Source organism: Shewanella phaeophyticola, from assembly GCF_025398315.1.
Classification (GTDB): domain Bacteria; phylum Pseudomonadota; class Gammaproteobacteria; order Enterobacterales; family Shewanellaceae; genus Shewanella; species Shewanella phaeophyticola.
In genome coordinates this window covers 1,120,502-1,146,665 of the sequence record NZ_JAODOQ010000001.1, presented here as the reverse complement: position 1 = coordinate 1,146,665, position 26,164 = coordinate 1,120,502, and the positions used below count along the sequence as shown (strand labels likewise).

Genomic DNA, 26,164 nt, shown 5'->3' with positions numbered 1-26,164 from the left:
GTCTGTCTCCTTAAGCCTTTACAATCTTAATCGCGCATTTCTTAAAGTCGGTTTGTTTTGACAAAGGATCTGTCGCATCTAACGTCACTTTATTAATGAGCTGGCTGGCATCAAACCAAGGCACAAACACTAAACCTTCAGGTGGTTTATTACGTCCGCGAGTTTCAACACGGGTTTTAATCTCACCACGACGAGAAATCACTCGAATTTCATCACCACGGCGTAAACCACGTTTTTTAGCATCTTCTGGGTGCATAAAACACACCGCATCTGGGAACGCTTTATACAGTTCAGGCACACGTTGGGTCATTGAACCTGAATGCCAATGCTCAAGTACACGGCCTGTCGATAACCAGATATCGTATTCTTCATCCGGCTCTTCTGCTGCTGGCTCATAAGGTAATGCGAAGATGACCGCACGGCCGTCTGGTTTGCCATAAAACTCAAAGCCTTTACCGGATTTGACATAAGGATCTGACCCTTCACGGAAGCGCCATTTGGTTTCTTTACCATTCACTACAGGCCAACGTAAACCGTGCTCTTGGTGGTAAACATCGAAATCAGCTAAATCGTGGCCATGACCGCGACCAAAGGTAGCGTATTCTTCAAACAAACCTTTTTGAACATAAAAGCCAAAGTGCTTCGCTTCATCATTTAAGTATTTAGGATCAGCATCGCTTAATGGGAATTTCTCAACATTGCCATTTTGGTACAACACTTCAAACAAGGTTTTACCTTTAAATTGCGGGTTAGCCGCTAGCACATCAACAGGCCACACTTCATCTGTGGTAAAGCGCTTAGAGAATTCCATTAACTGCCAAAGGTCTGACTTTGACTCACCCGGTGCTTTAACCATTTGGTGCCAAAATTGAGTACGACGCTCGGCGTTACCGTATGCACCTTCTTTTTCTACCCACATGGCTGTCGGTAAAATCAAGTCGGCAGCTTGAGTGGTCACGGTTGGGTAAGCATCTGACACTACGATAAAGTTTTCAGGATTACGGTAGCCCGGTAAACCTTCTTCGTTAATGTTAGGACCCGCTTGCATGTTGTTGTTCACTTGCACCCAATAACAGTTCAAATCGCCATCTTTTAAACGACGGTTTTGCTCAACGGCATGGTAGCCAGGCTTGGCAGGAATAATGCCGCTTGGAATGTGCCAAATGTGTTCAGCGTGTTTTCTGTGTTCTGGGTTTGTGACAACCATATCAGCAGGTAAACGATGCGAGAATGTACCCACTTCACGTGCAGTACCACAAGCCGATGGTTGACCGGTTAACGAGAATGGGCTGTTACCTGGCGTAGAAATTTTACCCACAAGTAAGTGAATGTTGTAAATAAGGTTATTACACCACACACCACGAGTATGTTGGTTAAAGCCCATGATCTAGAATGAAGTCACTTTACGATCAGGGTCAGCATACAATTCAGCTAACTCAATGAGTTTGTGCTCAGGTACGCCCGATAGTTTACTAACCGATTCAACATCGTAGTCGGCAACAAATTTAGCAAATTCATCAAAGTCGATTGGCGTTGAATCGCCCGCTGTCGCCACGTTTTTGGCTTTCATTTCTAATGGGTGCGTTGGGCGCAAACCATAACCGATGTCAGTGATTCCTTTACGGAAGTTAACATGCTTGTTGATAAAGTCTTTATTCACTTTACCGTTTTGAATAATGTAGTTGGCAATGAAGTTAAGGATGGCTAAGTCGGTTTGCGGCGTAAATACAATCGGCAAGTCAGCTAAGTCAAATGAACGGTGTTCAAAGGTAGAAAGCACTGCCACTTTTACGTGTTGCGCACTTAAACGACGGTCGGTAACGCGAGTCCATAAAATTGGGTGCATTTCGGCCATGTTAGAGCCCCAAAGCACAAACGCATCAGCCGCTTCCATATCGTCATAACAACCCATTGGCTCATCGATACCAAAGGTACGCATAAAGCCACCTACCGCAGATGCCATACAGTGGCGCGCGTTAGGGTCGATGTTGTTTGAGCCAAAGCCCGCTTTCATTAACTTAACTGCGGCATAACCTTCAAATACAGTCCACTGACCAGAACCAAACATGCCAACAGCAGTTGGACCTTTAGCTTTAATGGTCGCTTTCCAGCGCTCAGCCATAGTGTCGAAGGCTTTTTCCCAGCTAATTGGAGTGAACTCACCGTGTTTATCGTATTTACCATCGGTCATACGTAACATAGGTGTTTGCAGGCGGTCGCGACCGTACATAATCTTAGATAAGAAATAACCTTTAATGCAGTTTAATCCGCGGTTAACTTCACTTTTTGCGTCACCATGGGTAGCGACCACTTTACCGTCGCGGGTAGCAACAATAACAGAACACCCTGTACCACAAAAACGGCAAGGTGCTTTGTTCCATTCAAGCTTAGTTTGCTCAGAGCTGGTAATAAGGTTTGTTGCGCTGGTAGGTAAAGCCAAACCTGCAACACTTGCCGCAGCCATAGCGGCATTAGCCTTCATAAAGTCGCGTCTATTCATTTTCATTTTTCACCTTCTCCAAGCTCTTCGCTTTGGTGATAAACCATGGTGGCAGATAACACACCAGGAATGGCATTAATCGTTGAGATATCATCCATCAACGATTTTTGGCTTGTACCCTCAACGACAACAACTAACTTAACGTCATTATTGGCTGACAACTCGGCATTTTTTATGGCCATTATTTTCTGTCTTACTTCAGCCATTTTCTCAGGTTGTACTTGGACAATTAGGCTGGTTACGTGAAGTTCACTGTTCATTACATCGCTCTCATATTTAATGTTTTTATTAATATTATGGATGGGTTAACCAGCGCCTGGAGGCACTCTGTTAAAATTTGGCTAAACCAAATGCTAAAGCCCAGTGCACTGACCAGTAGCACTGATAAAATGGGGGCTAAAAACACAGTCAAAAAGATGAAGATTTTCAGCTCTAAGCCTTTCAAATTGGTAGTATCTTTACTCATAAACCCTCCAGTAGTGGGGGATAAAACAACTCAGATATAATATCTGTATGTTTCTTAATTAGGACTCGTGTGAATTTTATCGTTTATCAATTAACAAACTATATACTCACAAATTGGTAAACTAAGGGTTATATGATCTAGATCATCAAATTAGCCAAATCATCGACCAGATCAGTGTTCTTAACCATAAATACCGATTAAATAAAGGGTTATTTACCGACAATTTGATCAATATCACCTTTTGCTAAAATAAGTGTATTTTTACTGTCGATATTTGAAACTGTATAACAGTTTTGATTGAGATTTGTTCGAAATATAAACGTGTTACATACAAAAGCTAGATTATACCAATTCCACTAATTATCTGGTCATTCAGCGGTAATTCTGTGCCTTCTAGGCAAGTAATAGGATTGTAGGCATAGTTGCTCTCGGCAACTGCTCCTGCGTTGCTCTACCTCCTGCATCCATGCAGTCGTCGGCAACTGCTCCTGCGTTGCTCTACCTCCTGCATCCATGCAGTCGTACGTCAAAATACTATTAAGCAGCATAGAAGGCACAGAAACCCACCTTGCAGGAGGCGCTCAGACAGTCCATTTCTTTGTTGCATTGCCTTAGAAGGGAATAACCATTATTTCAACAATGCGCCTCAAACTGAACAGTCTGAGCGACTCTGATTGGTCACATAATTAATGGAAATGGTATTATAGTGTGATACAACATCACCTTATAAGCGGCCTTAAGTTATGATTAAGCCATAAAAAAACCGACGCCTTAGCGGTGTCGGTTTTATACAATCTACAAAACGATTTTGTTATTAACTCAAACGATAACGCAATACTTTTAGTGATTTTTGCTCATCGATATCTGCAAATACACTTGGATTGTCAATTCGCTCAACACAGGTCAATTGCGGGGCTGTATTGGCCACTTGTTGCATTAAAAAATCACACCCCAGCTCAGGCGCATTAAGGCACAATAACACTTCCCCTTGCGGCGCTAACAAGTCGGGTAAACGTTTTAACAGGCGCTCATAATCTTTAGTGGCCACAAAACTGCCGCGTTGGTTGCTTGGCGGATCCGCCACGATTAAATCATAAGGCCCTAACTTTGTCAGCTTGCCCCAAGACTTAAAAATATCATGGCCTAAATACCGCGCCCCAAGTGGTAAATCGTTGAGTAAATGGTTTTGCTTACCAATACTCAATGCGCCTTTACTCATATCCATATTAACCACTTCATCGGCGCCACCTTGCAAGGCTGCCACCGAAAACCCACAAGTGTAGGCAAACAAATTAAGCACTTTTTTATGCTTGGCATGTTGCTTCACCCATGCACGACCATTGGCCATGTCTAAAAATAGGCCATGGTTTTGGCCGCGCAATAAATGCACTAAAAAACGACAACCGTTTTCAGTTACCACGTGTTGCTCAGGTACCTCACCGTATAATAATTCGCTAAAGGTTTGGCCACCATGACGGTATTGATAAACTAGGTTTAAAGGTTCATTTGGATACTGTAATTGCCAATAAGAAACGATAGCATTGACCAGTTCGTCTCGTTGCTCATCGTCTAACATTTTAAAGCTAGTGAGCAGTAATACCGGTTTATACCAATCTAAACAAAGATGTTCATCGCCGGCAAATAAACCGCCGCGACCATGAAATAAACGACAAACATCATCGCCTACTGTCAAACCGGGTAACACTTGTAAAAAACGCTTCATACTCTCTCTTTCTTACTCAATTTACTCATCAATTTATGATGGTTTGGATTGCTCATCATCAGTATTAACTAAGCTCTCATCTGTGTGTTGTACTGTGTCATCGGCTGAAGTAGCAGCAACTTGCTCGATATTTTCAGGTTGATTAACGATGTCTTCAACATCATCTGAGAGCAATATCGACAACCATCCGCCCGACTCGCTTGATTCAAGCGCAATTTTAACAATCATCGTTAATGGCACCGACAATAACATGCCAACTGACCCCAACAGCCAGCCCCAAAAAATCAATGACAAAAATACCACAAGAGTAGACAAGCCTAGTCCGCGGCCCATAAAGCGTGGCTCAACCACATTGCCCATCACCATATTAGTGCCCACATATAACAGCCCGGTAATACCCGCAGCCCCAGAGTCCCATTTGAATAAACGCTAATAAAACAGCAGGAATAGCGGCAATAATCGAACCGATATTAGGAATGTAATTAAACAAAAATGCAATCACCGCCCACAACAGCGCATAATCAACACCTATGATGCTCAGTCCTATTCCAATCACCCCTGCTGTGGCTAAGCTTACTAAGGTTTTAATCACCATGTATTGATTTACAGAGTGTAAAAATTTGTCGATTTGCTTTAAACGCATGTCTGGGTCGTCTAAGGCTAAATGGAACTTTTTAGGCATGGATTGCGCTTCAAATAACATAAACACAATGGTCAAAATAATCAGAAACAAATTCGCCATCACATTACCGACACCCGACAGCATATTGGTGGTCATTGATAACGCCATACCGGGGTCGAAATAGTCGAGTACTTTTTGTTTAGATATTTGAATATTAAAGCTTTGTAGTTTTTCAATAATCCATGCAAATTGTTCAATTAATTGTTGACGATACACAGGCATCTGTTTTGAGAATTCATTAATTGAACTGCCTACTAAACTGGCTAACCACAACCCCATAAGTACGATAAATGTCATCAATAAAATAATCGATAACCATTTAGGGATCCGATACTTAGACATAAGCACAATGGCTGGATTACAAATTACCGCTAAAAAAGCCGACAATACAAAAGGCACTACAATAGGGCTGGCGGTTTTAATCCCCGCTAAAATAATCACCACACACGCCATGACGACAAAACTGCGTACAGTCATCGTTGATTGCTGTATTCCTTTCATAGAGTAAAAAATCCTTATTGCTACTTTTTAAAATGATTGATTATGCTAAGCTAAACTCAGTAACGTGTTGCTAATTAAGTTAAATTTTATTGTTCTACCGTATCTTTTGTTGATATTAGCAGCGAATCACATTAAGGGAATGACACAAATAATATGAAACCAGAAACCGCTATTATACGCATTAAAAACTTACGGTTACGTACTTATATCGGCATTAAAGAAGACGAAATCAATAATCAACAAGATATTATCGTCAATGTGGTTATTCATTATTGTGCTGATAAGGCTCGTAATAGCAACAATGTTGCCGATGCGTTGAATTATCGCACCATTACTAAAAAAATCATTGCCTTGATTGAAAATAATCGTTTTTCGTTGTTAGAAAACCTCACAAACCAAACATTAGCCATCGCCAGCGAACATGACTGGGTTGAATTTGCCAGTGTCGAAATAGACAAACCCCATGCGCTGCGTTTTGCCGACTCGGTATCAATGGAGTTGTGTTACCAAAAACCGCAATAAGCCAACAGTATTCGCGGATGATCATTTTGATGTTGATGGCCGTATAATTAAGTTCTATCGGCATACTATATTGAGGGTGATATGAAAATATTAATCACTGGCGCCACCGGCTTTGTAGGCCAACAGTTAGTGGGCTCGCTGACACAGCATCAACTGGTGATATTAAGCCGTAATATTATTGCTGCTAAAGCCAAGCTGGGGGAGCAACATCAATACTGGTCAAGCCTAGCTGATAAAACTGACCTCAACGACATTGATGCAGTGATCAACTTAGCCGGCGAACCCATAGTCGCAAAACGCTGGTCTCCTAAACAAAAGCAGCTTATTTGCAGCAGTCGCTGGGATATTACCGCCGCCATAAGCCAACTTATCAGCAATAGCAGTAATCCGCCTCACACCTTTATTAGCGGCTCAGCAATAGGTTATTACGGCGCCCAAGGTGCAACGCCTGTCGATGAAAAAAGCAGTTTTCACGCCGAGTTTGGCCACGATATTTGCCAAAAATGGGAAGACTTAGCCCTACAAGCACAATCGCAACAAACCCGGGTATGTATTACTCGAATTGGCATTGTACTGGGTAAAAATGGTGGCGCATTAGCCAAAATGTTACCGCCATTTAAGCTCGGAGTCGGTGGCTCCCATCGGTAAAGGCGAGCAAGGCATGAGCTGGATCCACATCAGCGATTTAGTCGGTTTAATTCACTATTTACTCGAGCACCCGCCCTTGCAAGGGGTGTTCAATGCCACTGCGCCAAATCCAGTAAGTAATAAAGTGTTTTCACAAACATTAGGCAAAGTGCTTAATCGCCCAGCCATTATCACCACGCCACCGTTAGCACTAAGACTGGCTATGGGTGAAATGTCACAGTTACTTATCGAAGGCCAATTTGTACTGCCCACCAATGCGATCAAAGCAGGTTATGAGTTTAACTATACTGATATTGAAGCAGCACTCACCGATGTAGTGAGTTAAATGGGTTTTGGATTGAGAGTGTAGTGAGTAAAGAAATGCTGAAATACAGTTTTTTGTTATGATTTGTGCTTAGGAGCTAAGGTTACTTGCTGGCAACAAAACGTGCCAGATAGATAACTATGACATCAAATTTCGCGTTTTCTCAAACTGTTATTTACCTAATAAATAGTCACATCTCACCTATTAGGGCTATACACCTAACAAAATTAAACTTGGGATCAGGACATGGCTTCGCGCGGCCTATCCTTATTAGTTATTTTTTTACACTCCACTTTCCATATGTGTGTTTTGTACTCCACTTTCCAGAGACAATCATGACATAAACACCAATTGTAATTATACCAAACATTAATCCTATGAAAGGCGATGAACGCCCAACAAATATAGACATACCAAGTGAAGTGCCTAAGCATAAGGTTAAAGCACCAAGCTGAGCCCGATTGAGTTTATGGTTTAATTTCATCTTTGACTCCTCATTCATGAATTGACAGATAACCTTAAACACATAACGAGTCTCTAGAATTACTCGTTTTAAAATTTGTTTTGATTAATGAACAAACAATATCTGAGTTTCTATTTTGATTCAATTATTTAGTGGTTATAAGATTATTATTTAACATGCAGGTGTATTGTTTTTTAAAGGGAGTATAAAGCTGGTTTGGTCAGAGCTACTTACACCACGATGTTAGTGGTCGTAGGCTATATGAAATACCCAATGAGACAAAAATGAGCCAGCAATGCCCCCTCCAAATCCAATAGCCTTAAAAACACCTAAAGAATAAAATCATAAACAGACTCAAACCAGATTATGAATAATATCGATGATGGGTTGGTAACGTTTTGCCAGCGGGCGATGTTTTTTATTAATTAAAAATAATGGCTCACTGACGCCCTGCTTTGGCTCACCTGTGTTATGAAAAGTTGCAATGCATATTTGCGTTTGCTGGGCAAAACTGTCTACGGCAAATTGTGGTAATACTGCAAAGGCTAAGCCTTTGGCTACTGGCACGAGTATTTGGTTCAGTTGGTTAACATAGCTTCTAATTGGCACCTGCTGGCTATGGCTTGCTTGTCATTAAAGTAATGATTCACTATTTGCTGCCAATAATGCATGCCATCGGGATGCGCTACCATGCCAAGCGCCATGAGTTGATCAATGTTTATGGCGCTATCTTGATACTTTTTCGGCATCACAACACATAAGGCTTGCTGGCCAAGTGGCGTGAGTTCGAGCTCATCGATATGAACGGCTTGGGTGATAATGCCAAGTTCGACCTGGTTGGCTAACACATTGTCAATGATGCGTTTGTTAGGTGCCGCTTCTAATGATATTTGCAATTGTTTATGTGGCTGCTGATAGTCAATTAAATGCGGATAAAGTAATAGTGCCAACGAGCCAGAACATGCCACTCGGCACTCACCTACATGAACATCATCAATAGCCAGTTGTGATAACAGTTGTTGCTGTTGTTGCTGCCAAAGTAAGGCTTGTTGATGTAATTGAATGCCCGCTTCAGTCAGCTCAAAACGTTTTCCAACCCGGTATAACAATGCCACACCCACTTGCTCTTCCAACTTTTTAATGTGTTGGCTTACCCCAGGCTGGGTCATAAACAGTTGCTCAGCGGTGTGTGTAAAGTGACCCACTTCGACTAACTTGATAAACGTAGTTAACCATTGCTGATTTAACATGCCACACTCCAACACTAAATGATGTTGATAGCATAACAGCTTTGATAAATATTGATTATTGATATGTTAGTTTTTAATAACGATAGCAATATGATCAACGTCAGAATCAGGCTTCGCTATTTTTGGGATAAAAAGAGCCTATTTCTGCTGCCGTTAAATAGCGCCACTGACCTTCAGGTACATCGAGTTCTACAGCACCAATCGTTTGCCGATGCAGGGCAATCACTTTATTACCAACGGCTGCAAACATTCGTTTAACCTGATGAAACTTACCCTCAGTGAGTGTCAGCAATACCTCTTGTGCCGAGATAACCTCTAACCTTGCTGGTAAGGTTAGGCCTTTTCGCCCTGTAATAAGATCCCATTAGCAAAGCGCTCGGCGACATCCCCTTTAATCGGTTTTGCCAAATTAACCCGATACGTTTTGTCACACGCGTATTTGGGCGAGGTGATATTAAATGTCCAACGGCCATCGTCGGTTATTAACACCAACCCCGTAGTATCAGCATCTAAACGCCCGGCAATATGAAGCTCTGAGGCCGCTCAATATCCAGTAACGAAAATACCGATGGATGAACCCCGTCGACGTTTGAACACAAGGTTTGCTGCGGCTTATGTAATAACAAATAACGAAAAGGACGTGGTACTAACCTTTGCCCATTTAATTGCACTAGGTTATTTTCGTGCACTTGAGTGGCTTCATCGGTAACGGCAACGCCGTTAACCGACACATAGGCTTGAGCAATACAGTCGCTCACTTGCTGTTGGGTTAATTCGGTGCTTTTGCTGACAAAACGGTCAAGACGCATGTGATAGTGATACCCAGGATAATAAATTAACAATAAACCAGCGTTAAACTTGACCATGGATAAACCAAAACAAGCTGTTTAACGTATGTATTGGCAAACCCAATAACATCATCATACGCAATGCTTTCAGTGCAAGATACCTCAAGAATTATTGAAATGGCGTGGGAAGACAGAACCCCATTTGAAGCCATTGAACACCAATATGGTTTAAACGAGTCTGCCGTAATAAAATTGATGCGAAGCAGCATGAAACAAGGCAGCTTTAAACTGTGGCGAGCACGCGTTACGAGTAGAAAAACCAAACACCTTAAGCTAAGGCTCGAAGGAATTGATCGTGGTTACTGCCCAACGCAATATAAGCCGCGCTCTAAATAACCTCAGCTCTGGATAACAAACGCCTTTCAAGCAGTCCTTTGCCTTCCTCACTGCGTTGAATTAACTTGCAATAGGCTAGCTATTGACGCGTTAATTCGCCTTGTTAGCAAAACAAATCACACGCTTGACAGTGGATTTTAGTCAATCTATTGATTTATATCGTTATCAATACATCTCTTATCCAGAGTTGAGGTTAAATAACCTTAACTTTGGATCTATAAGTCAAAACAAAAGGGAGATGACAATGCATCTCCCTTTTCGCTCATTTAGCGGTTATTCAGCTCAGTGTGTGCTAACCCGCTTTTAACATATCACTGCACGACTTATTCAATAACTGTCTGCACCGCCACACGCCAAGTGTCGCAACAATAATGGCGCCAGCTACAGGTGCGATACCCCACCATGGCCAATGCATATACACCACCAGCTCAAACACCTGAGTTTTAAGCATGTACAAGGCAAACTCAGCCACGATGACCGCTAACAAGCCCGCGATTGCACCGAGCAGCGCAAACTCAAACCCGGTAGATGCCCGCAGTAACCAGCCCGATGCACCAAAGGTGCGTAATACCGCTAACTCACGTTGTCGTGTTGCCATACCAGCCTCGGTTTGGGCGACTAAAACCAAACCACTGGCAAGCAATACCAATGCTAAAACAAGAGACAATGACAAAGACACTTGATCGATAATTTGCCGCAATTGGCTAACCATTGCCCCCACATCAATAATCGACACTGTTGGAAACTGCTTTATTAATTGCAGTACAATTTCATTTGACGTTAATGGACTACCGGTATCAGCCAGTTGTTGATCATTAAGATGAAAACTGGCCATTGAGGTATACGCAAAAGGCTCAAGTGCTTTTGGCGTAAAAATCATATAAAAGTTTGGCTGCAAGGTTTCCCACTGCACCTGCCTAATACTGGCAACCGTGACCGACAAATCTTGGTTATCGATTCGATATGTCAATTTGTCGCCCAGTTTAAGTTCTAAACGCTCAGCCACACCTGACTCTACAGATACCTCATCGTCCGTTTGATTAAACTGACCCTCAAGCAATTTGTTATTGGGCGGCAAGGTCGCGCGATAGGTTAAGTTTAATTCACGAGAGATCCCCACTCGACCTTCTTCACCATCTTCTGATTGGCGCCGAGAAATTAACTCTTCATCATTAATGTGGGTTAAGCGTCCACGCACAACTGGGTATATATCGGTAGCTTTTATATGATTGAGGGTTAAAAAGTCATCGAGCGGTTTACTGTCTTCAGGGGCAATGTTCACCAAAAAGTAATTAGGCGCATTTTCGGGTAACTGCTTTTGCCATTCGTTAAGCAAATCTTGCCTTAAGGCCAAAATGGTTAATAGCAATACCAGAGCACTGCTAAAACCGACTAATTGCACCGCATTTTGACGAGCGCGGCGACGCAGCCCTGCCAAAGCAAGTTGCAATGGATTAGTGGTTCTCATGCCGATGCCATGACCTAGACGGATCATCACAAACCCTAATAGGCTCAGCAATACCCCAAGTAACATGACCGCTAACACTACAGTCATGGTGAGTGCGAGACTTCTTGAGTACAAATACCCTAACAAAGCCATCGCCGCTAAGCTTAATAACAAATGCAACCACATACCGAGCTGTAAGCCCTCAAGCTGACGCTGCAGTACACGCAGGGGCGGAATAGCCAATAAACGCATTAGCGGATAAGCCGAAAACATAAACGCACTGATTAACCCAGTACTCACACCGAGTAATACCGGGCGTAAGTAAGGCGGCGAATAGGCGGCAATTTCGGGCGGTAAAAATGCAGTAATACCGAGGTCGAGTAACAGACCGCCAATTAGCCCCAAGCCAATACCCAATATGGTCACTAATGAAAGATGCAAACCAAATAACACGCGGATTTGCTTGCCCGATGCGCCAAATGTTTTCAGCATCGCGACCACATCATAATGGCGTTGACAATAACGCTGCGCAGCAATACCAATAGCAGCACATGCGAGCGCAATACCTAATAAACTGGCCAGCAATAAAAAGCGCTCTGCACGCTGTACCGCTGAGGCAATCGGTGAGTCACCCGACTGCACATCAACCCAACGTTGGCTGTTATTGAGTAGCGGTTTAGCTTGTTGCTCAAATGCGCTTAATTGCTCAGCATTACCGGTAAACTGGTACAGGTAAGTCACGCGACTGCCCGGCTGAATAATCCCTGTCGCAGCAACATCATCTAGGTGAATAAGCAACACTGGTGATGAGGCAAATGGATTAAAACCGGCGTCAGGTAAGCGGCTGATTTCTTCGGTTAGTGATAACTCACTGTTACCTAACTCAATGCTTTTAGGGTAATTAAGTAATCCACCTAAACGATTTTCATACCAGGCTTGGCCTGTTTGTGGTAACGCCTGTGTGATACCTGTGCTGAGCTCAATATCGCCTTTAAGTGGGTAACCCTCGCCCACCGCTTTGACTGTGACTAATTGAAATTTATCGCCAGAATAGACCATAGAGTTAAATTGCATATTGGTGACATGGTCAAGGCCAATGTCGTCAGCAATAGTTAACACTTTAGGGTCTAACTCAACGGGTGAATCAATAATACGATCGGCAGCAATAAAGTTTGCGGCTTCACCATTAATGGCCACTTGTAAACGCTCGCTAACCCGAGCAAGCCCAGTGACCGACAATACGGCTAGCGTTATCGCAAGCACGATTAAAACTAATTGGCCTTGAGCAAGCTCACGCTTAAACAAACGCCAAGCAATGCGCCATTCCATTAGTTTGCCTCCACTAATTGTGGATCAGATGCACTTTCGCGCTGGGTAGCTTCTGCAGCAGGCTCAGATAAATGACCGCTTTCCATCACTAACTGCCTTGCACAGCGTTGGGCAAGGTGTAAGTCATGAGTGACCAGTACCAAAGTGGTGTCGCTTTCTTGGTTAAGGGCAAATAACATGTCGGCAATTTTGTCGCCATTTACGCTGTCTAAGTTACCTGTGGGTTCGTCGGCAAATAACACTTTAGGTTCACAAATAAAGGCTCTGGCAATCGCCACACGTTGCTGCTCACCGCCCGATAATTGTTTCGGTAAATGGTTTAAGCGATGCGACAAGCCAACACGTTCAAGCATCGCTTGGGCTTTTTGTTTAGCATCGGTAACGCCAGCAAGTTCAGCAGGCAACATGACGTTTTCTAACGCGGTTAAGGTATCAACTAACATAAAGGATTGAAAAATAAAACTGACTTTTTGTTTACGCAGCGCTGCTTTTTGTTCTTCATTGAGTCCAGATAATGCCACCCCATCAAGGACAATTTCCCCAGAGGTTGGTGTGTCTAATGCCGCTAATAATCCAAGTAAGGTTGATTTACCCGAACCCGATGGTCCAAGAATAGCAATACTGTCGCCCTGCTTGACTTCTATATTAATGCCGTTGAGGATAGTCAACTCTCCCTCTTGGGTCACCACAGTTTTATTAAGGTTAGTTACCGTTATGGCACTGGTATTTAGAACGCTATTATTAGACATACAATCCTTCTCATTTTTGTCGCTTAAACGCATGTTAGCTGCTGCATTTACGTTAATGTTGATGTGCGCGCCTACCTATGCTGCCACGGTTTTGATACTAGGTGATAGCCTAAGTGCAGGCTATGGCATGCCAGAAAACCAAGGTTGGGTGCAATTGCTGCGCGATGAACTACCGCAACACACTATTGTTAACGGCTCGGTTAGTGGTGAAACAACCGCAGGGGGATTGCGCAGACTCCCGAATTTACTGGCCTCCAGCCAGCCTGACCTTGTGGTTGTTGAGCTTGGTGGCAATGATGGCCTACGTGGTTTCCCACCAAATCAGCTGAAATCAAATCTTACAAAAATCATTACACTGGCAGAAGATCAAGGCGCCAAAGTGTTATTAACTGAAATCATGGTGCCGCCTAATTATGGCCCCGTTATAGCAAAATGTTCACTGAGGTCTATCATCAATTAGCTGACGAGTTCGCTATCAACCTAGCGCCATTCTTTATGCAAGAGATTGCCGCAGATAAAAGCCTAATGCAACGCGATGGTATTCACCCTAATGAGCAGGCTCAAGATAAAATTACGCAATGGATGCTACCTTGGATCACTCAATCAATAGCGGAGTAACTATTTAAATTTTATGACTTTCACAACAAATGTTAAAATGATTTTAATAAAATGAATGAAAGTCATATTATTTTCAGTCTCAATGTTTAGAATGGATGCTCAGCAAGCAATTAAATAACGATAAACTTTAGACAACACTAGACAATTTAAGGAAATATCATGTCCGTCAGTCGTCAAAAAAAAGTATATTTACCTAGTGCGACCCGTAAAAACCAATACATCACGATCGGATTTCCATTAACCGACGAATACCTAAGCAAATACAGTAGTTTAGAAAATTGTTACGATGAATTCAGTAAATTAGTATACCAACTCGCTGAAAAACAAGAATTATATAACGTTCATGTTGTGACTACCGATAAATTGCCTATGGTTCGCTTTCACAATGAAGCTTACTGTTTAAACTCTAATGAACAACTGCGCTTCTTTTATAACCCTGCATATCATGAAGCAAACAGTTTACACAGCACCTCAGGGTTCAGAGCGCGTAAATTACGGATTGTTTTTTTAGCCACAGGTGCTGATTTACGCAGTAATGCGGCCGGTTTTCATAATAAAGTGAAGCAATTTATTGCCGATCTCACCCCGCAATTACCGGTTAAAGATTTGCCAATAAAAATTCGTGACCATCAACATATTTCCTATGACTTTTTTGCTAAAGCAAAGGGCTTAAAAGAAACATACGGTTATAAACTGCGCGCGGTAGACAGCCGCTATCACCGACGCCAGTGCGAGCTGCCTGAAAACGTCAGTACCTTAAACTACGTCACGATCAACATTCCTATTGATCGCCGGATTAAAAAGCAATTACTGGCCGATGACAACGTCGATTTTGATTCGATTTATCAAAATGTGTATGACAAGTTTGTCGACGCAACCAAAAGTAAGCAGTTAAAACGTGTTGCTATGGTCGCCAACGGTAAGTTGCCGTTGGTGCGTAACAGTAAATACGAACAACTCACCAGCACTGATGAGTTTCAGATGATTGGTTTTGATCCACACGCTCAATCTCCAGATCCCATTGGCCACTGGGACAGCAGTAAATTGGTCGACGTGTTCCGTTTTGTGATTGTTGCGGGCAAAAGTGATGAAACAGATGAAGGTTACGGCCGCTTTATGAACCAAGTAGAAGATGCACTGCGAACTTTCACTCAAGCATTTGATATCGACAAAGAACATGTCGATGTGATTTTACGCTTCCACCAGCACATCAGTTATAAAGCTCAGTAATCACGCCATAAAAATTATTATGCTTATCTAAAATAAAAACGACAGCCTAGGTTGTCGTTTTTTATTCAGTCTTAACCAGTATTAAACCGATTGTTACACCGATTGATTGCGCTCAATGAGTTTATTCATCACGGCATTAACAGATAATGATGCACCATGGGCTATTTTATCAGCCAGCTTCTTCTTCATTTGATATCTGATTTTGATCACTTGATGTGTATTAGCTAGATTCAAAATAACATCATCGCTAGTCGAAATTTCATCAATTAAGCCTAAATCAATGGCTTGTTGGCCATACCAATGTTCGCCTGTTGCCACTTTACTAATGTCCATTTCAGGACGGTAGCGGCCAACAAACTCTTTAAACAACACATGTGTCTCTTCAAGTTCTTGCTGAAACTTAGCACGGCCTTCATCGGTGTTTTCACCAAAAATGGTTAATGTGCGCTTAAAGTCGCCCGCGGTATGTTGCTCGTAATCAATGTCATGCTTTTTAAGCAAACGGTTAAAGTTTGGCACTTGCGCCACAACCCCAATAGAGCCAACAATAGCAAACGGCGCGGCATACACTTTATTTGCCACACAGGCCATCATATAACCACCACTGGCAGCGACTTTATCAATACATATAGACAAGGGAATATTCGCTTGGCGAAGACGGTCTAATTGGCTTGATGCTAAACCATAACCATGCACCATGCCGCCGCCACTTTCTACATTTACGAGTACTTGGTCATCTTTATCGGCAATGGTTAAAATCGCGGTGACTTCTTCACGCAGCGATGCCACTTCACTGGCATCAATGCTGCCTTTAAAGTCGATAACAAAGACTTTTCCCTTGGTGATATCTGATTTTTCAGCCGCTTTCTCATCTGCCTTAACTTGCTTTTCATAGGCTTTAAATTGCTTTTTAGAGAGCAATTCTTCTTTTAATTGATGCTTTAGCTGAATGAGTTCATCTGAAATATCAGTGAGTCGTAATTCACCTTTGTCAGCTTTATTTTTTATGTTACTGGCAAATATCAATACCACGACGGCCAATATCGCGACTACGATTGTTACGGCTTTTGCTAAAAATAAACCGTATTCATATAAAAATTCCAAATTTAGCTCCATATAGGAAAAACTGTCTCGCGCTATTTTATCAGTTATTGCTGATAAGTAGACAATAAAAAACCCAGCAATTGCTGGGTTTTGAATCAAAATGACGACTAATTAGTAAGGATTAGTTACAGCCTTGAATAACGTCATTGTTTGATACTGCAATCGTTGCTTGTCCAGCACCGGCTGTCATTGCAAAACCAGCGACTTGAGATTGCATTTCTGCTGTTGCAGCTGCAGCCATACCGTCGGTAACGCCTTCAACTTCACTCGGACTCACAATAGAGCTGTGATGACCTTTAGAAAAACGCACCGCACCAGAACCCGGCATTGTTGCATCAACACAATCTAAACCTAAGGCGGTAATTAATGGCTCAGTACCTGATAGTGGGAAACCGTCCACACTGTTCGGTAAGGTTTGGTCAGGTAAGTTACCCGCGCCATCACCTGCAATTTCAATTAAATGCACTGGCACTTCTGTCGCAGCTAACATACTGGCATGGTTTAGTGGATCGGCTGAATCAACTGCAGTTTGAACTGCCAACGCGAACGATGGAATAAATGCAGCATAAACCGCTTGCACTAATGCTTCATATTCAGCGCTGCCAACTTCATAACCTGCAGTATTGGCTTCGACCACTAATTCAGCAAACGAGTCAGATGCAACAACGTTTTCGAACAATTGTGGGCAAAATGCCGCAGAACCGGCGAACGCACCAGCTAAACCGCCCGCAGGAGCCACTAACGAGCTTGCGTTAATTGCATACGCATTGTCTAAGCTTTCACCTGACGTTGGGTCAACTAAACCTGTGCTTGCATAAGTAGAGAACGTAGTCCCCACAATCGCACCTAAACTCAAGCCTTGAGCACTGATTTTCGACACATCAAACACTTGTGGTTGCTCTGCAGCCGCTAATTGTCCTGCCATACCCTGTAATAATAAGCGCAATGCTAAATGATCAAGGGTTGCTTGGCGGAAGTTATCACGTACCGTTAATGAACTGGCAATGTTCACAAACACAAGCGGGTTACCATTTGCGTAAGCTTCAGGTTGCCCCACTAAATCACCATAACTTGGTGCTGTAGCTGAAATTTCATAAGCGCCACCGTTACCGATTTCATATGACCGTTCACCGTGCAAAGGCATATCAATTGAAATAGTGGCGACACCCGCTGCGGCATAAGTCCCCGCATAAGCCAGGTTCATTTCTTTACCCCCACCAAGACCATGCATAGTAATAGTCGTTGGCCAGCCATTTTCAGGAGGAACAAACGTGCCACCTTGAGCAGCAGTAAATGCGGCTAACTTCGCAGCATTAGGCAAGGTAATTTGTACTGGGATAGTTTCATAACTCTGAATCGCAGGAATTGGATTTAAGCGAGTTAAATGCTTAGAGGTATCAGCCGATGTGCCATCATCAAGTAACCATTGTTTACCGGCAAGTAATGCCGGATTAGCCAACGCTGCTTGTGGATCAACACCTTGCTCTGTAGCCTGGGCAAAGAAGTTTTCTTGGCTTAATGTGCCAGCCTGAAGCGCGAGTAACACTGATACAGGGCTGTCACCTTGAGCAAACCAACGGCCGTTAGGTGCTGTTGCTGCACCATCAACCACAGGAATAACACAACTACTTGATGAACAATCACCATAAAATGGCAATTTAATTTCGGCTGTATACACATCGGCCATATCAGCAAGCGTATAAGCTAAGCCGCTGTCAGATGTTAATCCTAATGCTTGCGCTGCGGTATAACCAGCAGGCGTTGGTGTTTGTACAAATGAAGGCATATACGCTTCACTAGATGCCATAAGCAATTTAGCGGTCTCATACACGTTTGCTACTGATTGCGTGGTAAATAGACCAGAAAAAATAATACCTTCAGCGTCAACACCGTGCTCTGCAGCCACGCCTTTCTCGTAACTATTCACTAGGCCTTGCAACTGTAATTGTGCTGCGGTTTCTAATGGTTTAGTTTCGATATCTAACTTAAGTAAGTTATAGGTAGTCGATGCTGCAACGCTGCGGCCTAAAGAGTCTTGAATTAAGTCGGTAGCAACGTATAAATAAGATTGAATCGGCTTTAATGGTTTTAGCGGCACAATGACTACGTTATCACCCGATACTGTAGTGACAAAATCAACACCAAAAGTCAATTCTTCGCCCACTTTACATGCAGACACCGATGCCATAGAAGTACATTCAGGATCGGTAGACAATGATCCACCGACGGTAGCTTCAAATACGCGTATAGCACCGGGTTGGGAAACCGATGCGGTATCAAGTGTTAATACATTACCCTCAAGGTCAGTTGCTAGCTCCATTGTTATTGAAATTGGTGAGCTAGTTGACCAACCATCTAAACCGCCCAGTGCGATTGAAGGATCTGTATAATCGACACCGGTTTCACCGGGCATCTCAAGGGTGCCATCGAGGGTACCGCTAAACAGTAGATCGTTTGGTACAGGAAGCAATCCGTTTGCTGGATCAAATTGAACATGCGACACAGGCACCAAAGGTTCGGCTTTTTCTTTTGCTTCGTTAAAACTATCGCCACCACATGCCGTTAAACCGAGAGCAGATGTTATTGCAACACCCAAAATGAGTCTTTTCATCTTTTTTCCCCAAATCTTGTTTTAATAATTTTGTTTTCCCCAAGAATTGGTCACAATAGTCCTATCATGCGACCAAAAGGACTTATGTTAGTCCTTAACTATTCTCAAGTTAACGCAAAATTATAGAGTTAGCTACAAGTTTGTTACATACAAATGACGTATTCGTATACAATTATCAATCATTTGTTTCAAACGGTCGTTTAGATTTTAGTCAATTCTAGATTTGACGGGCGATTGCGCTCAGAGGAAATAATTAATCATGTTGGAATATCAAGCGATAAAAGATTCACTCAATAACAAAACTATCTTGGTAACAGGTGCAGGTGCCGGCATTGGTCGCACCGCCGCCATTGAATATGCGAAACATGGCGCTACGGTCATTTTGTTAGGTAAAACGGTTAAAAAACTTGAGACTGTATATGATGAAATCGTTAATGCTGGTTACCCAACGCCTGCCATTGTGCCTCTTGACCTAAAAGGCGCGACTGAACAAAACTATATTGATATGGCTGAAACCATTGCTGAGCAGTTCGGCCACCTCGACGGTCTTTTGCATAATGCATCAGAACTTGGTGCGCTAGAGTCATTTGAGCACATTGACTTAGCTTCATTAGAGGCCATCATGAAAGTCAACGTCACCGCTCAAGCTATTATGACTAAAGCCTTGTTGCCGATAATGCGCAAAGCACCCAGTGCCTCAATTATCTTTACTTCTAGCAGCGTTGGCCGTAAAGGACGTGCATATTGGGGACTGTTATGCATTCTCTAAATTTGCTACCGAAGGCATGATGCAAGTACTCGCCGATGAGTGTGATGGTACTTCAGTAAGAGTCAATACCATTAATCCGGGCGCAACCCGTACTGAAATGCGCGCAAAAGCCTACCCAGGCGAAGACCCACAAACATTAAAAACGGCACAACAAATTATGCCAACTTACCTGTTTTTAATGAGTGATGAATCCATTAATACCAATGGTCAGTCGCTTAACGCACAATAATCTTTATGCTAGTAAAAAAACGGAAGCCAAGGCTTCCGTTTTTATTGCCAATTAGCACAGGTTAAAATTTGATGGTTTTGGCATTTTGACTCACCAGTTTTTCTCCCACACCTTTAACCATGGTCAATTGTTGTAAGTTTTTAAACTTACCATTTTTAGCACGATAATCGACAATCGCTTGTGCTTTGGCTTTACCAATCCCCTTGAGTGACTGCAGCTCAGTCACGCTAGCCTTATTCACATTAATGTTTTGTACTTTGGTGGATGATTTCTCAACGGCTTTGGTTGATTTTTGAGATACTTCAGCAACCGTTTTGGTTTTAGTTGAGTCTGCAGCAAAAGATGAGGTGCTAAAAAAACAACATAAGCACATGAATACTGCAGTTAATGTTAATGATGACTTCATTAGAGTCTCCTTGTTTTTTATTTAGCTGGTCCAGTCCTATTGTGTACGACATAGTCCAAAATCCAGCGCGAAGATTCAGAACGCTATTCCGTTTCCAAATCGGAGACTAACTCTAGTCAACAACCCTCAATTGTACATAAAAAACACAATTCGCTAATATTAACGCTTCACTTTATCCTCAGGCTTAACTTTGTTGCTGGCCTTATTGATGATGTAAACTGGGTCAATTCGCCTAATAAGTGTTGATGCACTTGCGTTAATTTGGGTTTATTTTTAGAGGTAAACGCAATAGGACGGCATAAATTCATGGCCTGATACCCTAGCCTAGCGGTTAATAAGCCGCCACCAAGACCTTGAGCGATGCGGGTTGATAGTTTGCCGGTCATTTCTACTGATAATAGTTGGGTTCCTAAATCGGTAATCACTTCAGTACTACCAGCATAGATAACATTAACAATGATACTGCGGATAAGTTTAATCCGACTCCAATAACCTAACTCAATGCCATAAATAGCAGCGACTTCATTGATCATTTTTTGATTGCGCCACAAAATAATCGCCATATCCAACGCAGCCAAAGGACTTGCAGCCAACAGCAATGCTGATTCAGCAGCAAATCGATTGACCCTTTTTTCGCTAATAAATCACGTTCACTCAACACAATCTTGTCGAACAACATAACCATTTCTGCATCATTGTGCTCTTTATTGCTGGCCAGAATATACTGTTGTTTTGCTTCTGAATTGGGATATTTCGCCAAAATGGGCGCAATAAACTTATTGGCCTCGCCCATTTGCATACTTTGCGACAAACGCTCTGCCCTTGCCTGATGATCAGCCACTTTTTTTAGATTGGCTAACTTGCGCCATTCTTTAATCACACCGACCCCAGCCCATAAGCTCACAATACCTAATACCGTGGCGTAAAAACCAAATAACCAGGGGCTTTGATTAAACGACTCCATTAACCCTAAGGCCGTTTGCACCACAGCTAAAAGCCCTACACTGATTAGCGATAACACCGCTAATTTAGACCAACGTTTAGGCTTGCTGGGCACAATACTGTCGCTGATTGACTCAGGTAATTCCGCTAAGGTTTGCTCACACACAAACTCAACGTCAGCAAAAGATTGAGTAGGTTTGATTGTCTGTGCTGATTGATTGGCTTGTGGCTCATCAATTAGATCGGTGTCAGTAAAGACTTGCGATTTTTTTAGCCCTGAAGCGTTATTTGTCTGGTTCATAATGGATACTCACACTCATGCCACTAGGTTAATTTGTCGCCTAATAAAAACTCTAAAAGATGGTCAAGACGTATATGCTCAAACTGAGGATGAGTTTCATTTAAATGGCTGATATTAGGTGGTAAAAATGAATTAAAATTAAACCCTTGTTGTTGCCAAAATGCGGCATCTGGCAAGGTTGTAGGCACATCTCCCGGATAAACGGTAATCTGCTTACCCTCTAAACCCGTACCTTTAACCACCTCTTGCTGGCCATTGCCGGTATTGACCATACCGTGCTGCGTCGCTTTAATCGCACTGATGGCCATGGTTTCAACCTCACTGCCTTCAAAATTGGCATAGTGCTGGCTGTCTTGCAGCATTGCTGTTAACAGGCTAAGTACATGACTTTGCTGATCTCGTGTCACCCGATCCACTTGGCTCGCGGCAAATAACACTTTGTCGATACGGGGTGAAAACAACCGCTTAATTAAACTCGACTGGCCAAACTGAAAGCTTTCCATAATGCTGTTTAACGCACGCCCCATATCATTAAATTGTGCTTGGCCATGATTTAACGCATTTAAACAGTCCACCAGCACTAACTGACGATCAAAACGTGAAAAGTAATCACGATAAAATGGCTTCACTACTTGAGATACATACTGCTCATAACGTCGCTTTAAAACATGGTAATGAGAGTCATTAGGGCTTGATGCCAACTCAGAATGATTTAATGGACTCAGTGACAATAACGGGAAAAAAGCCAGTAATGGGGTATTTTCATACTCGCCAGGTAACAACATGCGCCCGGGCTGAGCATGATAAAATCCTTGCTCTCGAACTAAATCAACCAGCAACGCTTGGTACAAATCGGCTAGGTACTTTAGTTGTTGCTCGTCTGCAACTTGGGTTAAATCTAAGTTGTTAATCGCTTGAGTGAACGCTTCATAACAAGGTGATTGGCTTAAGTTGGCAACATTTTGCTGCTGTGAAAGACACCAGTGAGTAAAGTCATGTTTTAGCATAGGTAAGTCGAGTAGCCACTCACCAGGATAATCAACAATATCCACATACAAAGTGGCGGTGTCTGTTAATTTCGCCAAGATACCTTGTTGCGGCTGGTATTTGATGGCTAAACGTAATTCGGTGATGGTGCGAGTCGATGCAGGCCATTTAGGCGGTGATGAATTTAATGCATTCATTGAGCCTTGATAGTCAAAACTGGCAATGTCTAAGTCGGGTTGCATCGCCCGCTGCACGCCAATTAATCGACCTTCTCTGGCGACTTGCCATAATGGCAAAGGATTGTACTTATTGCCTTTACCGGCATGCAATAGTTGATTGACTAAACCGCTGATGAATGCGGTTTTTCCTGCACCTGATAAACCAGTTACCGCTAATCTAACGTGGCGGTCGGTGCTACGATGTACAAGAGATTGTGCAGTTTGACTAACTTTGAACAAGGAACGATCTAAAAATTTCATGGTGGCTGATAGCTCCTAACATCAAGGTTAAAATCATAAAACAAGGGCGGTAAACCGCCCATTTAGAATTATTAAAGACTATTGATTTCCCGTTTTAAGTCAAAGCTATCTGACGTAACGTGTTTCTCTAGTCGTTGTAGACGAGCTCTCGAGCCCATTAAATTGACGACTGACATCAAACAAGGCACGTTTTGCTGGCTCACCTGCTTGCCATACCTTCTTTTTAACTTCGATATCTTTGTGTTGTTCGTCATATTCTAATGCCTGTGGTTTGACATCTAGTATCATCCACAGCGCAATATAAATCACAAACACCACACCGGTACCACCAAGGAGAAATATCGATACCGCTAACACGCGCACTAACCAGGTTTCAAAGTTAAAATAGTCAGCAATACCCGAACATACTCCCGCTATTTTACCACTCTTAGGATTGCGGTATAGCGTACGACCGTTAGTTGTGCCCATGTTTCGCCCTCCACTCTGGTGAATCAGTATCTAAAATTGCTTCTAAGGTTTCTATGCGATGGCTCATTTTTTCAGCTTTCGCAATTAAATCATTAAGCTGGCCAAATTCTTCCTCTGTGAGTCCTTGGCTCACTTGTCGCTTACTGCGGTAGTGAAGAATCAACCAAATGGGCGCCACAATTACTAAAAATATGATAATTGGTGCAATAAGAAGATCCATGTCCATAACTCACCTCTGAAAAATTATTATGCTTTTGATTTAGGTTGTTTTTTTGCGTTTACTTTGGCTTTAAGTGCAGCTAATTCATCATTCACAGCATCTTCAGCTTCAAGGGCAGCAAATTCATCTGCAAGTGAATCTTTTTTACCTAAGTCATATGATTCTACTTGAGCTTCTAGACCTTCTACACGACGTTCGTATTGCTCAAACTTCATCATTGCATCATCAATTTTGCTTGAATCAAGCTGCTTTTTAACTTCTAAACGCGAAGTCGCAGTTTGCTTACGCATAATAATGGTCTTTTGACGAGCACGGGCATCATTCAATTTTTCTTGAAGTTGCGCGACTTCATCTTTTAAACGCGTGATATGTTCTTCAACGACTTGCAATTCCATTTCAAGTGTTTCAAGCAAACCAACGGTTTTTTGCTTTTCAATTAAGGCGGCTTTAGCTAAGTCTTCACGATCTTTCGATAATGCTAACTCTGCTTTGTCTTGCCAATCTTGCACTTGTTCTTGTACTCGCCCAATACGACGAAGTAATTCTTTTTTCTCGGCCAACACTCGGGCTGAGGTTGAACGAACTTCGACTAGCGTGTCTTCCATTTCTTGAATGATCAGACGTACCATTTTTTCTGGATCTTCTGCTTTATCAAGTATTGCACTGATATTTGAATTAACGATATCTGCAAAGCGAGAGAAAATTCCCATAATATATTCCTCAAAAATTAACGTGGATGTCGCAATAGGTATTACACATTGCGTGCCAACTTTTAAAAAATAAACAATATTAGCGAGTTATACAAATATTTAACTTTTACTTTCATTTATTAACTAAGCCATCTATTATGATTTTCACCAATTATTAGTCTAATTCACTAACAATTTTGCGAGTAAGCCACTGTGAGCAAACAATACCAACAAGATAATCTCATCGGCCAGTCTAATGCATTACTCGAAGTATTAGAGCATGTGTCTAAAATTGCGCCCCTCTCAAAGCCCGTACTTATCATTGGTGAGCGCGGAACAGGTAAAGAGTTAATTGCCGAGCGGCTGCATTATTTGTCAGCGCGCTGGGATCAAAGCTTTATTAAGCTTAATTGCTCATCGTTAAGTGAAAACTTACTCGAAAGTGAACTGTTTGGCCATGAGTCTGGTGCATTTACCGGTGCAAAAGGTAAACATGAAGGCCGCTTTGAGCGAGCCAATGGTGGCACATTGTTTTTAGATGAGCTGGCCAATACCTCAGGGCTAATTCAAGAAAAGCTATTACGGGTCATTGAATACGGTGAGTTTGAACGTGTCGGTGGCAGTAAAACAGTACAGTCTGATGTACGACTCATTTGTGCCGCCAACGAAGACTTACCGTCATTAGCCGACAGCGGCGAATTTAGAGCCGATTTATTAGACCGCTTAGCCTTTGACGTGATTACCTTACCGCCACTTCGCTGCCGTACTGAAGATATTATGCCTTTAGCACAACACTTTGCCGTGAGTATGGCCAGACAACTCGGGCTTGAATATTTTGGCGGATTTGGCGCTATCGCAATTGAACAACTGATGATGCACAATTGGCTCGGTAATATCCGTGAGTTAAAAAACGTGGTTGAACGTAGTGTGTATCGCGAAGGCTCTGAAGGCCAAGAAATTGACCAGATTATTTTAGACCCTTTTGCATCACCTTATCGTCCAACGGGTCGAGTTAAAACCCGCGAACGTCAAGTGCAACCAATAGAATTGCCGGTTGCATCTGTTGATTCAGATGAAGAAACATTGCCTGTTCCTCTTACCCACAGCAATATTGAATTTCCGATAAACTTTAAAGAATACACTGAAAATGCAGAAATAGATTTGCTGCAACGCGCGCTAGCAGAGGGACAATACAACCAGAAAAAAACCGCAGATTTATTAGGATTAAGCTACCATCAGCTTAGGGGCATTTTGAAAAAGTACAACTTGCTAGACAAGTCGTAAATGAACTCATGCATCTGCGATTGCTCAGCTAGCATGAACACTGTTAAAATGAACTCTCA

19 protein-coding genes and 8 pseudogenes are annotated in these 26,164 nt (G+C 42.5%); 7 read left to right on the top strand and 20 right to left on the bottom strand.

Features of this window, described 5'->3' with window-relative positions; genetic code table 11:
• Positions 1-10: 10 nt before the first annotated feature.
• The 5 genes and pseudogenes from napA to N4T56_RS05365 all read right to left on the bottom strand — a co-directional run bounded on the left by napA (position 11) and on the right by N4T56_RS05365 (position 5,872).
• Positions 11-2,500 (bottom strand): annotated as a pseudogene (napA, locus tag N4T56_RS05385) (nitrate reductase catalytic subunit NapA).
• A gap of 2 nt (positions 2,501-2,502) precedes the next feature.
• On the bottom strand, positions 2,503-2,760 hold the full coding sequence (locus tag N4T56_RS05380) for a chaperone NapD (protein ID WP_261732490.1): 258 nt from the start codon (positions 2,758-2,760) through the stop codon (positions 2,503-2,505).
• A 45-nt stretch (positions 2,761-2,805) separates the two neighbouring features.
• Positions 2,806-2,966, bottom strand: a pseudogene (locus N4T56_RS05375) (periplasmic nitrate reductase, NapE protein).
• 814 nt (positions 2,967-3,780) lie between these two features.
• Positions 3,781-4,689 carry a class I SAM-dependent methyltransferase gene (locus N4T56_RS05370; RefSeq protein ID WP_261732489.1) on the bottom strand — a complete coding sequence of 303 codons (909 nt, stop codon included), beginning with the start codon at positions 4,687-4,689 and terminating at the stop codon, positions 3,781-3,783.
• Between the two features lie 33 nt (positions 4,690-4,722).
• A pseudogene (locus N4T56_RS05365) lies at positions 4,723-5,872 on the bottom strand (AI-2E family transporter).
• 153 nt (positions 5,873-6,025) lie between these two features.
• Between N4T56_RS05365 and folX the strand changes: the two are divergent.
• Together folX and N4T56_RS05355 are read left to right on the top strand one after the other, a co-directional pair.
• Entirely contained in the window at positions 6,026-6,394 is a 369-nt protein-coding gene (gene folX / locus N4T56_RS05360; RefSeq protein ID WP_188740430.1) for a dihydroneopterin triphosphate 2'-epimerase, read from the top strand.
• A gap of 81 nt (positions 6,395-6,475) precedes the next feature.
• Positions 6,476-7,367, top strand: a pseudogene (locus tag N4T56_RS05355) (TIGR01777 family oxidoreductase).
• A gap of 253 nt (positions 7,368-7,620) precedes the next feature.
• Here the strand turns inward: N4T56_RS05355 and N4T56_RS05350 are convergent.
• From N4T56_RS05350 to N4T56_RS05335, 4 genes and pseudogenes are all read right to left on the bottom strand, one after another.
• The gene (locus tag N4T56_RS05350; protein WP_261732488.1) at positions 7,621-7,830 is read right to left on the bottom strand and encodes a hypothetical protein; all 210 of its coding nucleotides are present in this window, start codon (positions 7,828-7,830) and stop codon (positions 7,621-7,623) included.
• A 333-nt stretch (positions 7,831-8,163) separates the two neighbouring features.
• On the bottom strand, positions 8,164-8,376 hold the full coding sequence (locus tag N4T56_RS05345) for a hypothetical protein (RefSeq protein ID WP_261732487.1): 213 nt from the start codon (positions 8,374-8,376) through the stop codon (positions 8,164-8,166).
• An 11-nt stretch (positions 8,377-8,387) separates the two neighbouring features.
• Positions 8,388-9,059, bottom strand: coding sequence for a LysR family transcriptional regulator (locus N4T56_RS05340; protein WP_261732486.1), 672 nt, complete (start codon positions 9,057-9,059; stop codon positions 8,388-8,390).
• A 106-nt stretch (positions 9,060-9,165) separates the two neighbouring features.
• Positions 9,166-9,868: pseudogene (locus N4T56_RS05335) on the bottom strand (pseudouridine synthase).
• 120 nt (positions 9,869-9,988) lie between these two features.
• Between N4T56_RS05335 and N4T56_RS05330 the strand changes: the two are divergent.
• Positions 9,989-10,243 (top strand): TIGR03643 family protein, encoded by a 255-nt coding sequence (locus N4T56_RS05330; protein WP_261732485.1) that lies wholly within the window; start codon positions 9,989-9,991, stop codon positions 10,241-10,243.
• A 292-nt stretch (positions 10,244-10,535) separates the two neighbouring features.
• On the opposite strand, the gene N4T56_RS05325 is transcribed toward N4T56_RS05330, so the two are convergent.
• Entirely contained in the window at positions 10,536-13,019 is a 2,484-nt protein-coding gene (locus tag N4T56_RS05325) for an ABC transporter permease (protein WP_261732484.1), read from the bottom strand.
• Complete coding sequence (locus N4T56_RS05320; protein ID WP_261732483.1) at positions 13,019-13,768, bottom strand: ABC transporter ATP-binding protein; 750 nt, start codon at positions 13,766-13,768, stop codon at positions 13,019-13,021. Before N4T56_RS05320 ends, N4T56_RS05325 begins: the two co-directional genes overlap by 1 nt.
• Before the next feature lie 61 nt (positions 13,769-13,829).
• Between N4T56_RS05320 and N4T56_RS05315 the strand changes: the two are divergent.
• Positions 13,830-14,386, top strand: a pseudogene (locus N4T56_RS05315) (arylesterase).
• A 159-nt stretch (positions 14,387-14,545) separates the two neighbouring features.
• The gene (locus N4T56_RS05310; RefSeq protein WP_261732482.1) at positions 14,546-15,616 is read left to right on the top strand and encodes a DUF3083 family protein; all 1,071 of its coding nucleotides are present in this window, start codon (positions 14,546-14,548) and stop codon (positions 15,614-15,616) included.
• Positions 15,617-15,709: 93 nt separating this feature from the next.
• Here N4T56_RS05310 and sohB read toward each other — a convergent pair whose 3' ends face one another.
• Entirely contained in the window at positions 15,710-16,720 is a 1,011-nt protein-coding gene (gene sohB, locus N4T56_RS05305; protein WP_261732481.1) for a protease SohB, read from the bottom strand.
• A gap of 121 nt (positions 16,721-16,841) precedes the next feature.
• The gene (locus N4T56_RS05300) at positions 16,842-19,331 is read right to left on the bottom strand and encodes a VolA/Pla-1 family phospholipase (protein ID WP_261732480.1); all 2,490 of its coding nucleotides are present in this window, start codon (positions 19,329-19,331) and stop codon (positions 16,842-16,844) included.
• 259 nt (positions 19,332-19,590) lie between these two features.
• On the opposite strand from N4T56_RS05300, the pseudogene N4T56_RS05295 reads away from it, so the two are divergent.
• A pseudogene (locus N4T56_RS05295) lies at positions 19,591-20,329 on the top strand (YciK family oxidoreductase).
• 61 nt (positions 20,330-20,390) lie between these two features.
• Here the strand turns inward: N4T56_RS05295 and N4T56_RS05290 are convergent.
• The 7 genes and pseudogenes from N4T56_RS05290 to pspA form a co-directional block, all read right to left on the bottom strand.
• Positions 20,391-20,735 carry a ComEA family DNA-binding protein gene (locus N4T56_RS05290; protein ID WP_261732479.1) on the bottom strand — a complete coding sequence of 115 codons (345 nt, stop codon included), beginning with the start codon at positions 20,733-20,735 and terminating at the stop codon, positions 20,391-20,393.
• 167 nt (positions 20,736-20,902) lie between these two features.
• Positions 20,903-21,313 (bottom strand): TIGR01620 family protein, encoded by a 411-nt coding sequence (locus N4T56_RS22685; protein ID WP_390904014.1) that lies wholly within the window; start codon positions 21,311-21,313, stop codon positions 20,903-20,905.
• Positions 21,265-21,978 carry a hypothetical protein gene (locus N4T56_RS05285; RefSeq protein ID WP_390904013.1) on the bottom strand — a complete coding sequence of 238 codons (714 nt, stop codon included), beginning with the start codon at positions 21,976-21,978 and terminating at the stop codon, positions 21,265-21,267. The genes N4T56_RS22685 and N4T56_RS05285 overlap by 49 nt, the downstream gene beginning before the upstream one ends.
• 23 nt (positions 21,979-22,001) lie before the next feature.
• Positions 22,002-23,444: a YcjX family GTP-binding protein gene (locus N4T56_RS05280; protein WP_261732478.1), complete on the bottom strand. Its 1,443-nt coding sequence runs from the start codon at positions 23,442-23,444 to the stop codon at positions 22,002-22,004.
• Positions 23,445-23,515: 71 nt separating this feature from the next.
• Positions 23,516-23,912, bottom strand: a pseudogene (gene pspC, locus N4T56_RS05275) (envelope stress response membrane protein PspC).
• Positions 23,899-24,138, bottom strand: coding sequence for an envelope stress response membrane protein PspB (gene pspB, locus N4T56_RS05270; protein WP_188919169.1), 240 nt, complete (start codon positions 24,136-24,138; stop codon positions 23,899-23,901). Before pspB ends, pspC begins: the two are co-directional and overlap by 14 nt.
• A gap of 20 nt (positions 24,139-24,158) precedes the next feature.
• The gene (pspA, locus tag N4T56_RS05265) at positions 24,159-24,842 is read right to left on the bottom strand and encodes a phage shock protein PspA (protein WP_188919171.1); all 684 of its coding nucleotides are present in this window, start codon (positions 24,840-24,842) and stop codon (positions 24,159-24,161) included.
• 192 nt (positions 24,843-25,034) lie between these two features.
• Between pspA and pspF the strand changes: the two genes are divergently transcribed.
• A complete protein-coding gene (pspF, locus tag N4T56_RS05260; protein ID WP_261732477.1) occupies positions 25,035-26,105 on the top strand; it encodes a phage shock protein operon transcriptional activator in 1,071 nt (356 codons plus the stop codon).
• Positions 26,106-26,164 lie beyond the last annotated feature (59 nt).

Coding starts and splice junctions, on each gene's coding strand:
- N4T56_RS05380 (WP_261732490.1), bottom strand. CDS start 2,760: ATGAACAGTGAACTTCACGTAACCAGCCTAATTGTCCAAGTACAACCT.
- N4T56_RS05325 (WP_261732484.1), bottom strand. CDS start 13,019: ATGGAATGGCGCATTGCTTGGCGTTTGTTTAAGCGTGAGCTTGCTCAA.
- folX (WP_188740430.1), top strand. CDS start 6,026: ATGAAACCAGAAACCGCTATTATACGCATTAAAAACTTACGGTTACGT.
- pspB (WP_188919169.1), bottom strand. CDS start 24,138: ATGGACATGGATCTTCTTATTGCACCAATTATCATATTTTTAGTAATT.
- N4T56_RS05300 (WP_261732480.1), bottom strand. CDS start 19,331: ATGAAAAGACTCATTTTGGGTGTTGCAATAACATCTGCTCTCGGTTTA.
- N4T56_RS05290 (WP_261732479.1), bottom strand. CDS start 20,735: ATGAAGTCATCATTAACATTAACTGCAGTATTCATGTGCTTATGTTGT.
- pspA (WP_188919171.1), bottom strand. CDS start 24,842: ATGGGAATTTTCTCTCGCTTTGCAGATATCGTTAATTCAAATATCAGT.
- N4T56_RS05320 (WP_261732483.1), bottom strand. CDS start 13,768: ATGTCTAATAATAGCGTTCTAAATACCAGTGCCATAACGGTAACTAAC.
- N4T56_RS05330 (WP_261732485.1), top strand. CDS start 9,989: ATGCTTTCAGTGCAAGATACCTCAAGAATTATTGAAATGGCGTGGGAA.
- N4T56_RS05285 (WP_390904013.1), bottom strand. CDS start 21,978: ATGAACCAGACAAATAACGCTTCAGGGCTAAAAAAATCGCAAGTCTTT.
- N4T56_RS05370 (WP_261732489.1), bottom strand. CDS start 4,689: ATGAAGCGTTTTTTACAAGTGTTACCCGGTTTGACAGTAGGCGATGAT.
- N4T56_RS05340 (WP_261732486.1), bottom strand. CDS start 9,059: ATGTTAAATCAGCAATGGTTAACTACGTTTATCAAGTTAGTCGAAGTG.
- N4T56_RS05310 (WP_261732482.1), top strand. CDS start 14,546: ATGTCCGTCAGTCGTCAAAAAAAAGTATATTTACCTAGTGCGACCCGT.
- N4T56_RS05350 (WP_261732488.1), bottom strand. CDS start 7,830: ATGAAATTAAACCATAAACTCAATCGGGCTCAGCTTGGTGCTTTAACC.
- N4T56_RS05280 (WP_261732478.1), bottom strand. CDS start 23,444: ATGAAATTTTTAGATCGTTCCTTGTTCAAAGTTAGTCAAACTGCACAA.